The following is a 14,653-nucleotide window of genomic DNA, read 5'->3' as shown; positions in this document are numbered from 1 at the left end:
CCCTGCTTAATTAGGATTGAGCAGGGTGTTTCTGTATTCCAAGGGTGTTTGCCGGGTCTTGTTTTTAAACAACTTATAAAATGAAGGTGCGTATTCAAATCCTAATTGATAGGCTATCTCATTTATGCTCAATGAGGTTATGGAAAGTAATTCTTTGGCCTTTTCAATGAGCTTATCTTGTATGAATTGCTGTGTCGTTTGTCCCGTGGTTCCTCGCAGCATATCACTTAGGTAATTGGACGATACATGTAATTGCTGCGCTACATATTGTACAGTGGGCAATCCTTTTGACAATTTGTTTGTATCCCGGAAGTAATCATTTAGGATTGCTTCCAAACGGGTTTGCAATTCGCTGTTGGCAGGTTTCCTGGTGAGAAATTGGCGGTTGTAAAACCGTTTGCTGTACTGTAACAACAATTCCAACTGAGCCATTATGACATCCTGGCTGAACTGATCGATATTGGTATTGAATTCAGTCTGCATCTGATGCAAAATACCTACCACCAGATCTTCCTCCTGTTTAGAAAGATGCAAAGCCTCGTTGATTTCGTAAGCAAAAAAACCATATTCCTTTATTGTGCCGGAAAGGTTATAGCCCAATAAAAAATCGGGATGAAAACACAGGCAAAGGCCTTCCGGCATAGCATCATCCGACCGGATATAGGAGAGCAATTGCTTTGGAGATACAAAAGACATCACACCTTCATCAAAATCATAAAAGCCTTGACCGTACTTTACTTTTCCCGGACAATTTTGTTTCACGGCGATCCAGTAAAATTCAAGCACAAAATTTTCCAAATTTTCAAGTGCATGGTTTGAAATATCCTCAAAATGGAATATGCTAATCATCGGGTGGCGAGGTTCTCTAAGCCCGAAAAAATTATGCAATTCAGAAATGGAACGGACAATATGCGGGGTGTTTTCTTTTTTCATTCTTTACAAATTTAACCTAAAAACAGCAGATTATAATGTTGCAATATCAATCACAAACCGATACCGGACATCTCCCTTTTCCATTCTTTCAAAAGCTTTATTTATGTCCTGAATGGCTATTAATTCAATATCTGCGGTGATGTTATTTTCAGCACAAAAATCCAGCATATCCTGTGTTTCTTTTAATCCACCTACACCCGATCCGGTAATTGCTTTGTCGCCCCAGGCCAAAGCGAAAGAGGAAATCTGCCAAGGGGTTACGGGTAGCCCCACGTTAATGTACACACCGTTGGTACGTAGTGCGGGAATGTAGGGATTAATATCATGATCGTTGGCAACGGTATCCAAAATAAAATCGAAACTGCGAAATACAGACTGCATTTGCTCTTTGTCTTTTGAAACGATAAAATGATGCGCTCCAAGTTCTTTTGCCGCCACTTCTTTGTTGGGCGACGTACTTAATACTGTTACCTCCGCTCCCAATGCGACGCCAAATTTTACGGCCATGTGACCCAATCCTCCAAGACCAACGACCGCCAGCTTGTGTCCTTTACCCACATGCCATTTGCGCAAGGGTGACCAGGTAGTAACACCTGCACACAAAAGAGGTGCTGCCCCTGCAAGATTTAACTTTTCAGAAATGTGTAACACAAATTCTTCTTTTACTACAATCGTATCGGAGTAACCTCCATAGGTCACTAAACCATCTCTTCCTTTACTATTATAAGTCTGCACCGCTCCTTCGTGGCAGGTTTGTTCATGCCCGTTTTCACAATCTTCACAATGTCCGCATGCGTCTACAATGGTGCCCACACCCGCCAGATCACCGGCTTTAAATCGGCTAACTTCATCGCCAACACCCACTACTTTCCCCACAATTTCGTGTCCTGGCACCATCGGAAAAACACCCGGTGCCCAGTCATTTCTAACTTGGTGCAGATCCGAGTGGCAAACCCCACAATACCAAATCTGAATTTGAACATCTTTCTCACCAAGGGAACGTCTTTCAAAGTCCCAAGGTGCTAATTTCTTATTGACATCTTGTGCCGCATAACCCCGTGATTTTATCATATTCTTAATATTTATAAGACAAAAGTAGACAAAACAGCAACGAATGTGTCTATCCAAATCTCGGATTATCGTATCCAAAATTTGTTTGAATAAAAACATTTACGCGATTTAATCTTTGGCTATCAGTTAATTAAAATATGTTTTTGAGTTACTTATCACTCATTTATTTGTATTTTAATTTTTATCAATTAAGTTGTGTGCAATTTAATTGATAAAAATATTTACCTTTGTTCCAAATAACAGAAATAAAATGGAGGACTCTTTAAAATTAGAACAGCAACTATGTTTTCCGCTTTATGCAGTTTCAAGGCAGATTACACAAGTATATAAGCCACTATTAGACGATTTGGACATTACCTATCCTCAATATTTAGCTTTAATGGTATTGTGGGAAAGCGGAAAGCAAACGGTCAATCAAATCGGCGAAAAGTTGCTGCTGGACAGTGGAACGTTAACCCCGTTGCTAAAACGCTTGGAGCAAAAAGAACTGGTCAGAAGGAAAAGAAGTGCAATAGATGAACGGATTGTGGAGATTGCTTTGACTTCAAGCGGGATCAAACTCAAAAAAAAAGCAGCGTGTATTCCTGTGAAGATGTTTGAACAATTAGGCATTTCTATGAAAGAAGCGGAAGCCCTAAAAAATATTTCTCATAAAATTTTAAATCAAATAAATAATCATTCAAAATGAAAGCAATGTACACAGCCGTAGCAACGGCAACAGGAGGCAGAAACGGACACGTAAAATCAGATAATGGCGTGCTGGACTTACAAGTAAGAATGCCTAAAGGATTAGGAGGCGCAAACGACGACTTTACCAACCCTGAACAATTGTTCGCCGGAGGATATGCAGCCTGCTTTGACAGTGCGCTGAACCTGGTTATCAAACAGGCGAAAGCCGCCACAGGCGAAACATCAGTTACTGCACAAGTAAGTATCGGACAAATAGAAAACGGGGGCTTCGGACTTGCCGTGGAGTTGGCGGTTAATATTCCGGGAGTAAGCATTGAAGAGGCACAGCAATTGGTGGAAAAAGCACACCAGGTTTGTCCTTATTCCAATGCAACACGTGGCAATATCGAAGTGAAGCTAAGTGTAACAAACAATTAATTCGCGTTAAGGCAATTTCACAAAACAGGCAGGGTAGTTATACCCTGCCTGTTTTCCTTATTCCGTATGTCCCGGTTCTTTTAGAAAGATGCTATCACTGGATGCTCATACCGCCATCAATAACCTGTTCTGTACCGGTAAGAAAAGAGGATTCGTCAGAAGCTAAAAAGATAACCAAATCACTTACTTCTTTTGCATCGGCCATTCTTGCCAACGGGATAGCATCTGCTGCTCCACTTCCATCTTCGTCTGTTGCTTCAACCATCATTGGTGTTTTGATATAACCGGGATGTACTGAATTGGCACGGATGTTTTCTTTGCCATATTCTACCGCGGCAGCTTTAGTAAGCCCTCTCACTGCGAATTTACTGCCCATGTACGCTAAACTCGGATACCCTGGAATAGCTACAATTCCTGCTACAGAGGAAATGTTGACAATAGAACCAATACCCGCCTTCTGCATGGAAGGTATCGTGTATTTCATACCATAAAATACCGAGTTTTGGTTGATTTCGATAACTTTAAGATATTCAGCTTCTGAGATTTCGGCAATGGTTTTAATTGGCCCCAATATACCTGCGTTGTTCACCAATACATTGACATATCCGAATTTGGCTTCGGCCTCTGCAACCACTTTTTTCCAGTCTTCAACGTTAGTCACATCCTGTTTTACAAAAAGGGCATTTTCACCCAGTTCCTCGGCAATTGCTTTCCCTCTTTCTTCATTCAGATCCGTGAGCACTACCTTTGCGCCTTCGGCAACAAATGTTCTTGCGTGCGATTCTCCCATTCCTTGTGAAGCTCCTGTTATGATGGCTATTTTTCCTGTTAAACGTCCCATAATAAATTTTATTTAAATAATTACTTTTTCTGTTCTTATAATGACAAGAATATATTGCTATAGTTTACCGCACCGACACTAATCCTCCATCTACCGGAAATAATTGACCTGTAATAAAATGGGATTCGTCACTAGCCAAAAATACCATTACAGGAGCAAGGTCTTTTTCGGGATCTCCGAACTTTCCTCCCAGCGGTATGGACAATTTTGTTTCATGATCGTGTGCCACCAAATCTTCGGGAGATAATGCGTCTCGGAATTTCTGGTACATAGGAGTAATCATATAGGGTAATACTGCATTTACACGAATACCATCAGGTCCCCACTGCTTTGCAACGGTACGCGTCCAAGTGTGTACAGCACCTTTTGTTGACCCATATAATGCATTGTTTATCTCGCCGGTAAACCCGGCTTCTGATCCGAAGTTTACGATGGTACCTTTACCATGTGGTTTCATAAGATGGTAGGCAACGCCATTTGTATTAATGGTACCTAATACATTGATGCGATACAGGAGCTCAAACAAACTTTCTTCCACATCCTCTGGTGCCGAATGTTTTTGAATTCCAGCAACGTTGACCAATACGTCCAATTTATTGCCAGACGCTTCAAGGGATTTTTGAAACACTTCTTCTACCTCAGTTCTTTTTGAAATATCACAACGAAAGTATTTTACGTTCCCATCGGATTCCTCGGCTACTTTTTGTCCCAATTCATCGTTAATATCAAGTGAGATGACATGTGCTCCTTCTGCTGCGTAAGCTTTAACAATAGAGGATCCAATCCCTTGGGCACCTCCTGTAACAATAATTGTTTTTCCTGTTAAACGTCCCATATTTTCTATATATTATATCAAAGATAAAGTTACGCCAAACAACCTCGTTTTTACTTACCCAAATATTGAAATTAATTACCCCTTTGTTGATTTTTGAGTAGGTAATATCTTTTTTCTGAACAGAGAAGGCGATATGGCAGTATGTCTTTTAAAGTATTTACTAAAAGATTGAATGCTTTCAAATCCCATTGCTTCTGCAATCTCACTTATCGTATGCTCTGAATAGGACAACAGTGATTTACTTTCGGACAACACAGCACTATTAATGATTTCAACAGGCGTTTGGTTGCACTGGTTTCTTATTAGCTTATGAAGGTAGTTGCGACTTATATTTAATTTCCCCGCATAAAAATCGATATTTCTCTCACTTATGTAATTTAATCCTACCAATTTTTTGAACTGATTGGAAAGCTCGGCTTCACGATGGCTTAATTCATACATATTGGGTTTATATTTCTCTAAAACGAAATCGGTTTCATTAATCAGTGCCAAAAGAATACTCTTGGCAGAATACGTCCATCGATCAGTTTTAGTCGCAGAAGCATCTAAAAAATCAATGGTTTTGCCAAAAAGGGAGACCATCTTATTATGGTCAGCTTTTGACAGGACAATATGTGATCCGAACTGACTTTTGAGAAAAGAGTGTGGAGCGATCGAAAAGAAACTTTCGAAAAGATAATCAATAAATTTTCTTGTAAAAAGTACAAATGCCCCCTTGGTCCCGGGAGCAAGATCCAGTATTTTCAATGTCTGATCAGGACGGTAGACAAGCAGAGAACGTGAGTCTATATGAAATTTATTACTATCAATTTCTATCAGCATACTGCCTGATTTTATTAATCCGTATGAAAAATAATCAGGTTTCATAGTAAATGGTTCGAAAATTTCAGGAATATCTGTGAGATACAAAAAATCCTCCGAAATATTCCAATCCAACTGTCTGTATGTGATAATGTTTTTAATGGAATAATTGTTCATAGTTTTAAATATAAAAAAATAAATATTTACACATCATTCCAAATTGTTAGATCAATCATTCTGAAACTCTACTATGGCTACAAGCCTTTAGCTATCATCTGCTCAGAGATAAGCCGGAATTTTGTAAAAACTGAATGAATCTCAAATAGAATTCATAAACGGATTGCAAAAACCTGTACTCCAAATTTAAACTAGATTATCAGCCTAATTTTTTTTGTATTCTTCTGATTGGTAGGTATTTATTTTATAAATTTGTTATATAGTAAAAGAAAATTTATTGACTAAACCGAAACAATAATATGCATTTGTCACAAAGTTAGACAAATAGAATATGAAAAATTAAAAACGGTCGTGGGATCCATACTTATTAATAATTTTGAAAGCACAGTAGAATTTTTATGAGAAGATTACTGGTCAAGAAATAAATGTTTCAGTTTTCCAAGATGATTATCAATTGAAAATGATCAACCATTTTGCGATTTTGAGAACTGTTGACAATCCTTAAGCTTTGGAAATTCCAAGGCTAATGAATGCCATCTTTTTTTGAAGATAAGCTTCAGTCTCATTAGAAAATTCTTGAAAAAGAATCCAGTGAAGTAATCATTCCTATCAACATGGTAAGCACTTGTAATCGCTTATAATAGAGTAAATTATCTTCAGCGTAATGATAAACAAACCTGTATGCAATTAAAAGATAATACCTTTTCTCGGTTGAAATCTTTCTTGCATTAAGATGTATAAAATTATATTGTTCCCAACCAAGTACCATTTAATGTTATATTAAATTTTAGCAACTTTAATATATAATAACATATATTATCATATAAATTAAGATATGAAAATTATTATAGTAAAAGAAGGTGATTTTATCGTGAATAACGAGCAGATTCTACCTCTAAAGGATGACTCAAATAATGGTAGGGAAAAGTTTGCCATTCAGTTTTTTGTGATTATTCTTGACAATGATTATATATTAATGGACACTGGAATAGGTAAAATTAATAATACTACCGCTGAGTTATTACGGCTTCGTGAAAATATAAAACCAAATCAAATTACTAAAATATTGATTTCGCATTTACACAAGGACCATATAGGAGGAATAGGATTCTGGAAAAATGAGGTTTTTAATTTCAATTTTCCTAGTGCTAAAATTTTCATTCAACGCAAAGAACTGGATTATGCATTGGAAAACAAGGATGATAACAAATATGATTATACTTTACTAAATCAATTGTTGGCATCTCCAAATGTTGTGTTCCTCTATAGTGATAAAGGAAAAATTGATGAAAATATTTTTTATCAGGTTTCCGGTGGTCATACGCCTTATCATCAGGTATTCTGGATCAAAGATGATGAAATCATTGTCTTTTATGGTGGTGATGATTTACCTCAAAAATCTTACTTGGATAGGAATATAATATTTAGAGAGGATTATGACGGGAAAAAAGCTTCGCTATTAAGGAAAAGATGGAAAATAGAAGCTCAGGATAATAAATGGACAATCCTATTTTATCATGATAAAGAAATTCCTGTTTTTAAAGTAAAAAAAGACAGATGATCTCTCTAAAACCTATTTCTCTCTGTACTGTAGCGGTGTCATACCAACCCTTTTCCTGAAATAGGAGCCGAAGAAAGAAGCGTTGGCAAATTCCAGTTCAAAGGCTATTTGACCCACTGTCATATCTGAACTTTTGAGCAATGCCTTGGCTGCCATAATAACCATTTCATCTATCCACTCCAGTACTGGCTTTCCACTTGTTTCTTTGATAACCTTTGCAAAATGTTTTGGTGTCAGGAACAACTTATCGGCATAGAACCGCACACTGCGCTCAGTTCTGTAATTTTCAAAAAGCAAGGCCATAAACCGCATATGAATATCTTCATTCCTATTTTGCGCTTTAGTGGTACTATCCATACTGCTGGCGTACAATTGCAATATCTGGTAGATAAGTGCATACAGCAAATTCTTGATTACTTCTTCTCTGTACGCGACATGCTGTTTTTGATACTGTTTTACAATAAGCTTGTGCACATCCAGCAAATTCCCGAATGAATCATCGTTCAGATGCAGGCAGGCTTGCTCCTCTACTGCCTTAACTATATACCCTAATTGGGTGGACAGCCTGATGTTGGAAATAAAATCGAACGTAAAAAACAGAAACTCCACTTTCAGGTCATCGCTCTGTTCCAGTATCTGAACAATGCTATTTGGCACAGCAATAAGCACGGTATTTTGACACACGTGATGTTCCGTAAGGTTTATCCTCACCTTGGCATTTCCCTTTACACAAAACACAAAGGCAATTCCATCCAGTATATGTGGGTGGTCCAGATCAAATGCATGCTCCCGCAAATCATTGGGGCTTTTGGAGACAATAAAATCTTTTGTTTCTGCTATCACATTTACGTGAAGTTGCCGGGCAAAGTGTTCTATGGAGATTTTACCGTAATCTTCTTTTTTCATCTTTATTTCTGATAAATACAAGCTACAAATATACAAAAACCGACCTTTTGAACATCATTAAGGAAAAATTGATTTAATCAGAGGTGCTTTTTGTTCAGAACTTTGCAACAGTTTAAAATTAAAACAGCAAAGAGATATGTATAAAACAGCGTTTCCCCTGGCAAAACACATCGGCGTCTTATCCTGTGTGTTCATCCTTTTTTCCTGCTCTTCCAAGGAAGAGAAAGCCGAAACCAAAGCAGTTCCGGTAAATGTGCAACAGATTAAATCAGATAACAATGCATACCCACAGGAATACATTGGCACTGTGGAAAGCGAGAATGCAGTCGATGTCAGCTTTCTTGTAGTGGGGACTATAGAACAACTATATGTGACTGAAGGACAAAAAGTTTCCAAAGGACAATTATTGGGAAGGTTAAATACCATTTCGCTGAAGAACGCACACGAACTGACATTGGCAACGCTCAAACAGGCAGAAGATGCCTACAAAAGAATGTCGGCAATGTATGAAAGCAAGAGCCTGCCTGAGATTAAGTTTATCGAGATAAAAACTCAGGTGGAACAGGCAAAAGCAAACGAAGCCATTGCCCGTAAAAATCTGCAGGACGGTAATCTATATGCTCCTCAATCCGGTGTTATCGGTACGCGCTACCTTGAACCGGGAGCCAATGTAATGCCCGGAACACCTGTGTTCAACATTATGGACATCAGTAGCGTAAAAGTAAAAACGGCTATCCCCGAAGGCGAAATATCAGGTATCCTTACAGGAAGTAAATGCGAGGTTAAAATCTCTGCACTTAATGATGAAACATTTGAAGGGCAGGTCATTGAAAAAGGCGTTGCCGCCAATCCGGTTTCACATACCTACGACATTAAGATAAAAATCAACAATACCACAGGGAAAATTATGCCCGGTATGGTATGCAGGACCTATTTGGGAAATAACAGGTATTCGGAAAGTGCCAGCATTATCGTTCCGATAAAAGCCGTGCAAGTAGACTATTCTGGCAAACGCTTCGTATGGCTCAAAGACAAGCAAAATAAAGCGGTATACAAAGAAGTAACGCTCGGTAATCTTTCCGAAAACGGGGTACGGATCACAAGTGGTCTGCAAGATGGCGACCAGCTGATTACCACAGGTTATCAGAACATCAGTAACGGAACATTGGTAACTGTAAAAAAATAATCCCGAAAAATGGAACATAAAAAAGAACATACAGGACTCATAGCCATGGCTATGAAGTATAACAAAATCGTACTGTTACTCATCAGCACGTTTGTACTTTGCGGTTTTTTTGCACTGTACAAAATGCCCAAACAGGAGTTCCCGATTTTCACCATCCGCCAGGGCGTGGTGGTAGGGGTATATCCGGGTGCTACGTCGGCAGAAGTGGAAGAACAGTTGACCAAGCCGCTTGAAAAATTTCTCTTTACCTACAAAGAAGTAAAGAAATCCAAAACCTACTCGCAATCGCGTGACGGCATTGTGTATGTGTTCGTGGAGTTGAATGATGATGTACAGAACAAAGATGAGGTCTGGTCGAAAATCAAGCACGGATTGTCCACCTTTAAGATGCAGTTGCCGTCCGGTGTTTTGGCACTCATTGCCAATGACGATTTCGGTGACACTTCAGCATTATTAATCGCACTCGAATCGGATACCAAAACCTATCGCCAGCTTAAAGATTATGTGGAAGCGTTGGAAAACAAGCTCCGCACGGTGGAATCGGTTTCTAACCTGCGACGATATGGTGTGCAGAACGAACAGTTGAGCATTTATGTGGACAAGGAAAAGGTAGCGAGTTACGGTATCAACATTTATAGTTTATATCAAACACTGCTGACCAAAGGAATGGTTGGGCCATCTGGGAATATAGATAATGACGAGATGGTGGTTCCAATCCATATTACACGGCCTTTTTCTTCCGAGCGTGATCTGGAAGAACAAATTGTTTATTCCGATCCGCAGGGAAATCATATCCGCCTCAAAGATGTGGCACAGGTAGTGCGTGAATACCCTGAAGCATCAAGCTATACGATCAGCAATGGCAAAAAATGCCTGATCCTTTCCACCGAAATGCGAGAGGGCTATAACATCGTGCAATATGGTAAAGATGTGGAAGTGGTGATGAAAGCGTTTGAGAAAACATTACCGGATGACGTCAAGGTGTTCCGGATTGCCGACCAGCCGGAAGTAGTAGACGCCTCTATCAACACCTTTTTAAAAGAACTGGCTATAGCCATTGCCGCAGTGGTATTGGTGGTCATGTTCTTGTTGCCTATCCGTGTGGCAGGTGTTGCTGCTTCCACCATTCCTGTTTCGATTTTTATATCATTGGCATTGATGTATGCTTTCGGAATAGAGCTGAATACCGTTACGCTGGCGGCATTAGTAGTAGTCTTAGGTATGATCGTGGACAATTCTATTGTGATTGTCGATAGTTACCTGGAAAAGCTGGATGAGGGAATCCCGAGATGGGATGCTGCCATAGAGAGTGCACAGGAATATTTTAAAGCGATATTGTCGGCAACGCTGGCTATCGGGATTACGTTCTTCCCTTTTCTGTTCACCCTTACGGGGCAGATGTATGATTTCGTCCTGGCGTTCCCATGGACGATACTTATTACCCTGGGGGTATCCCTTGCCGTTGCAGTACTCTTCGTACCCTACCTGCAATATTTGATTGTTACCAAAGGATTGCATTCGGAGCAGACCAAGGTCAAAAAGAACAAATCGTTCCTCGACTATGTACAGTTTGTGTATGATAAATTACTGGAGAAAGTATTTCAATTCCCCAAAACATCATTTCTCATAGGTGTATTGTCAGTTATCGGTGGCGTTGCCATGTTTATCAACCTGCCACTGAAACTTATGCCTGTTGCCGAGCGCAACCAATTTGCGGTGGAAATCTATCTGCCTCAGGCAAGTTCATTGGAGCAAACCGAAAAGGTAGCAAACGACATGAACCAGGTACTTGGCAAAGACAAGCGGGTAAAATCCATTACCGCGTTTATGGGTAGTGGGTCCCCACGTTTCCAGACAACTTATGCCCCTAAAATCGGTGGCTCAAACTTCGCACAATTCATCGTCAATACCGAGTCAAGCGAAGCAACAGAGGAAATCCTGGATGAATATGCTACCAAATATGCCCATTATTATCCCAATGCCTTTGTAAAGTTCAAGCAATTGGATTACCAGATTGGCGTGGATGCCGATGTGGAAGTGCGACTAAGCGGCGACAACATAGCCGACCTGAAGGAAGTTGCCGGAAAGATTCAATCAGCAGCCGGGAAAATGGACGAGCCGATACGGATCTATACCAACTACGAAGAAGTTTTGCCCGATATCCTCGTTGCATTGAATCCTGTAGAATCTAACCGTTTGGGCATAAGCGAAGGCATTCTGGGTGTAGGCTTGGCTTCACGTTTCGGCGGATTGCCCATTACCACCCTTTGGGAAAACGATTACCAGATACCTGTGGTGCTCAAATCGAAATGGGAACACAAAGATGCCGTGGCGGGAGACGTGGAAAACGAATACATTTCCGGATTGTTCTCTCCTGCCGTACCGTTAAGGCAGGTTGCCAAGGTAACTACCGAGTGGAACGAAGGGCAGATTGTTCGCCGTAATGGTGTACGTACCCTATCGGTTTACATTGATTTGAAACGTGGCGAAAAAGTAGGTGCCATGCAGACCAAAATCGAAAATCTGGTAAATGGTATGCAGGACGAAATCAAAGATAAAAATATCACGGTGACCTATGGTGGCGTAAAAGATTTTAACGATGAAACCATCCCTAAAATAGTATCGGCTTTAATAATGTCCATTGCTATTATCTTTTTCATTCTGGTATTCCACTTCAAAAAAGTAAGCCTGGCTTCGCTGGTATTTGCCTCTACCGCGTTCAGTATTTTCGGGGCGGCTTTCGGTATATGGGTCATGGGATTGGATTTCAGTGTTACGGCGGTGTTGGGCTTGGTAAGCCTGATCGGTATCATCGTGCGGAACGGTATTATTATGTACGATTATATCGAAGAATTAAGGCACAAACACAATATGCCTGTTTTGGAAGCCTGTATAGATGCAGGGAAACGCAGGATGCGTCCTATTTTACTGACTTGTCTGGCAGCATCAATGGGGGTTATTCCAATGATTATCAGCAAAAGTCCACTGTGGGCACCAATGGGAACCGTCATCTTTTTCGGAACGCTGATATCCATGGTTTTTATTCTTACCATGCTCCCGCTCATTTATTGGCTGGCGTATAAAAATGAAGGCCCTAAAAATGCAACGATATGATTGTGAACAATAAAATAGGCGTTACACTTTCCGGTGGCGGTTTCAGGGGCATAGCTCATTTGGGCATACTACAGTATATGCTGGAGCTGGGTATAGAACCTGATGCCGTTTCCGGCGCAAGTGCCGGGGCACTGGTCGGAGCGTTTATAGCAGCCGGATATTCGCCGGAAGAAATTTTCCAATTTGCCAAAAAGGAACATTTTTTCAACTATAAGAGCGTATTAAAAGGTGGAGGATTAAGTACGGACAGTTTTGAAAAGATTATTCGCACCCATATTCCACACGATAGTTTTGAAGGCTTAAAAATACCACTTTATGTATCAGTTACCGACCTTACGAATGCGCAATCCCTGATTTTCAACCATGGTAGCTTGTCTTTTGCCGTCAAGGCTTCCTGCTGCTTCCCATTGGTATTTCAGCCGGTTCTGTATGGTGAAGATACTTATCTGTGCGATGGTGGTTTGCTGAATAATTTCCCTGTGGAGCAAATAAGGGCTTCCTGTAATAAAACCATCGGCATCAATGTCAATCCGCTTAACAAACATCAGGGAAAATTCAGTTATACGGGGGTGGTGAGCAGGATTATCCGCATGGCCACATCCGGTATCACGGTAGATGGAAAAGCAGATTGTGATGTGTATATACAACCCGATGAATTAAACGGCTACAGTACGTTTGACATAAGAAAGATTGATGAATTATATCAATTAGGATACGCTCACGCTCAGAAATTCGAAAAAGAATTTTTAACACTTAAAGAAATTAAGCAAGAATGAAAAAGGTAATCATAGCAATATTTGCATTGGGTTTTTCGCTTAGCGGATACGCCCAAACACACCTCACACTCGAACAAAGCAAATCGCTGGCTTTGCAGAACAACAGCAAAGTGAAAAACAGCGAACTAGAGGTAGGTGCCGCTCAGGAAATAAAGAAAGAGGCCTATACCAACTATTTTCCTAAAGTGAGTGCCACGGCAATGGGAATGCAGGCAATCGACCCGCTGCTGGAAATGAAAATGCAGGGTGGCAATCTGCCTGTTTACGATGGAAACCCTGCCAACCTGGGCAACGCTACACAATTTGCCTATATGCCCGATGTAAATATTGGTTTGTTCAACCAGATGGCATTAGGCTATATCAATGTTTTACAGCCTGTGTATGCAGGTGGGAAAATCAAGACAGGCAATAAGATGACCGACCTGAATATTGAAGTAAAGCAAAAGCTGCAAAAATTGTCCGAGAACGAGGTGTTGCTTAAAACAGAGCAACAATACTGGCAGGTCATCGCTATTCAGGAAAAGCAGAAGACGCTCGATAACTATATCAAATTTCTGGACACGCTCTATAACCAGACCAATACGGCGTACAAAAATGGTGTCATCATCAAGAATGATGTATTGAAAGTGACCATTAAGCAAAGCGAATTGAAGGTCAATAAAACCCAGTTGGAAAACGGAAAAAAATTATCCCTGATGCAGTTATGCCAGACCATAGGAATGGAATATGACCCCGAAATCATCTTGGATGATAATCTCAATGACCTTTCCGTTCCCCAAACCTATTTCGTGTCCAATAGCGCGGTATTGCCCAACCGTGTTGAATACCAGCTTTTGGAAAAAGCGGTAACGGGTGCAAAGCTGGAAACACAATTGAAAAAAGGTGATTATCTGCCCACTTTCGGCGTAGGCTTGTCTGGCTATTACCTTGACCAGTTTGAAAGTAACCAGAAAGGCGCTTTTAACGGAATGGTGTATGCTTCTTTGTCTGTTCCCATCTCTGATTGGTGGGGCGGAAAACACAAACTAAATGAGCTGAAGTATAAAGAAAAAATCGCGCAAAATACGTTGAACGATAACAAAGGACTGCTTAACCTGCAAATGGAAAAAGCGTGGACAGACCTGACAGAAGCCGATAAGAAAGTGCACCTGATTGAAGAAACCTTGGCACAGACCATTGAAAACCTGAAAGTAAACCAGGACAGTTACAATAACGGCTTAATCCAGCTTTCGGATTTGTTGGAAGCACGGGCTTTGAAAGCTGAAACCGAAGATAAGCTCATCGAAGCGAAAAGCCAGTACAAAACAGCAATAACCAATTACCTGCTGGTAACAGGACGATGAAA

General features: G+C 40.3%; 13 protein-coding genes. 7 read left to right on the top strand and 6 right to left on the bottom strand.

Translation table 11 applies throughout. From position 1 onward, the window contains the following. Window positions 1-6 precede the first annotated feature (6 nt). Together BLT30_RS13885 and BLT30_RS13880 are read right to left on the bottom strand one after the other, a co-directional pair. Window positions 7-786: a helix-turn-helix domain-containing protein gene (locus BLT30_RS13885; protein ID WP_317040539.1), complete on the bottom strand. Its 780-nt coding sequence runs from the start codon at window positions 784-786 to the stop codon at window positions 7-9. A gap of 177 nt (window positions 787-963) precedes the next feature. Beyond that, window positions 964-2,004, bottom strand: coding sequence for an NAD(P)-dependent alcohol dehydrogenase (locus tag BLT30_RS13880; protein WP_089874127.1), 1,041 nt, complete (start codon window positions 2,002-2,004; stop codon window positions 964-966). Between the two features lie 250 nt (window positions 2,005-2,254). On the opposite strand from BLT30_RS13880, the gene BLT30_RS13875 reads away from it, so the two are divergent. Together BLT30_RS13875 and BLT30_RS13870 are read left to right on the top strand one after the other, a co-directional pair. Next, window positions 2,255-2,692 carry a MarR family winged helix-turn-helix transcriptional regulator gene (locus tag BLT30_RS13875; protein WP_089874126.1) on the top strand — a complete coding sequence of 146 codons (438 nt, stop codon included), beginning with the start codon at window positions 2,255-2,257 and terminating at the stop codon, window positions 2,690-2,692. Beyond that, complete coding sequence (locus BLT30_RS13870) at window positions 2,689-3,111, top strand: organic hydroperoxide resistance protein (RefSeq protein ID WP_089874125.1); 423 nt, start codon at window positions 2,689-2,691, stop codon at window positions 3,109-3,111. Before BLT30_RS13875 ends, BLT30_RS13870 begins: the two co-directional genes overlap by 4 nt. A 94-nt stretch (window positions 3,112-3,205) precedes the next feature. Here the strand turns inward: BLT30_RS13870 and BLT30_RS13865 are convergent, their stop codons facing one another. The 3 genes from BLT30_RS13865 to BLT30_RS13855 all read right to left on the bottom strand — a co-directional run bounded on the left by BLT30_RS13865 (window position 3,206) and on the right by BLT30_RS13855 (window position 5,765). Beyond that, the gene (locus BLT30_RS13865) at window positions 3,206-3,952 is read right to left on the bottom strand and encodes a glucose 1-dehydrogenase (protein ID WP_175487196.1); all 747 of its coding nucleotides are present in this window, start codon (window positions 3,950-3,952) and stop codon (window positions 3,206-3,208) included. A 64-nt stretch (window positions 3,953-4,016) separates the two neighbouring features. Next, window positions 4,017-4,787, bottom strand: coding sequence for an SDR family NAD(P)-dependent oxidoreductase (locus BLT30_RS13860; RefSeq protein ID WP_089874123.1), 771 nt, complete (start codon window positions 4,785-4,787; stop codon window positions 4,017-4,019). Between the two features lie 75 nt (window positions 4,788-4,862). Beyond that, entirely contained in the window at window positions 4,863-5,765 is a 903-nt protein-coding gene (locus tag BLT30_RS13855) for a helix-turn-helix domain-containing protein (protein ID WP_089874122.1), read from the bottom strand. A gap of 835 nt (window positions 5,766-6,600) precedes the next feature. Here BLT30_RS13855 and BLT30_RS13850 point away from each other — a divergent pair. Next, the gene (locus tag BLT30_RS13850; protein WP_089874121.1) at window positions 6,601-7,326 is read left to right on the top strand and encodes an MBL fold metallo-hydrolase; all 726 of its coding nucleotides are present in this window, start codon (window positions 6,601-6,603) and stop codon (window positions 7,324-7,326) included. Between the two features lie 12 nt (window positions 7,327-7,338). Here BLT30_RS13850 and BLT30_RS13845 read toward each other — a convergent pair whose 3' ends face one another. Further along, window positions 7,339-8,232 carry a helix-turn-helix domain-containing protein gene (locus BLT30_RS13845; protein ID WP_089874120.1) on the bottom strand — a complete coding sequence of 298 codons (894 nt, stop codon included), beginning with the start codon at window positions 8,230-8,232 and terminating at the stop codon, window positions 7,339-7,341. Window positions 8,233-8,368: 136 nt separating this feature from the next. On the opposite strand from BLT30_RS13845, the gene BLT30_RS13840 reads away from it, so the two are divergent. The 4 genes from BLT30_RS13840 to BLT30_RS13825 are packed head-to-tail and all read left to right on the top strand — an operon-like array spanning window position 8,369 to window position 14,651. Continuing rightward, complete coding sequence (locus tag BLT30_RS13840; protein WP_037369485.1) at window positions 8,369-9,418, top strand: efflux RND transporter periplasmic adaptor subunit; 1,050 nt, start codon at window positions 8,369-8,371, stop codon at window positions 9,416-9,418. A 9-nt stretch (window positions 9,419-9,427) separates the two neighbouring features. Further along, complete coding sequence (locus BLT30_RS13835) at window positions 9,428-12,532, top strand: efflux RND transporter permease subunit (RefSeq protein ID WP_089874119.1); 3,105 nt, start codon at window positions 9,428-9,430, stop codon at window positions 12,530-12,532. Further along, complete coding sequence (locus tag BLT30_RS13830) at window positions 12,529-13,308, top strand: patatin-like phospholipase family protein (RefSeq protein WP_037369488.1); 780 nt, start codon at window positions 12,529-12,531, stop codon at window positions 13,306-13,308. Before BLT30_RS13835 ends, BLT30_RS13830 begins: the two co-directional genes overlap by 4 nt. Beyond that, window positions 13,305-14,651, top strand: a complete 1,347-nt coding sequence (locus BLT30_RS13825) for a TolC family protein (protein WP_026752407.1) — start codon at window positions 13,305-13,307, stop codon at window positions 14,649-14,651. Before BLT30_RS13830 ends, BLT30_RS13825 begins: the two co-directional genes overlap by 4 nt. The last annotated feature ends 2 nt before the right edge of the window (window positions 14,652-14,653 follow it).

The organism is Epilithonimonas hungarica (assembly GCF_900102265.1).
GTDB lineage: Bacteria > Bacteroidota > Bacteroidia > Flavobacteriales > Weeksellaceae > Epilithonimonas > Epilithonimonas hungarica.
This window is presented reverse-complemented; position numbering and strand designations above follow the sequence as displayed.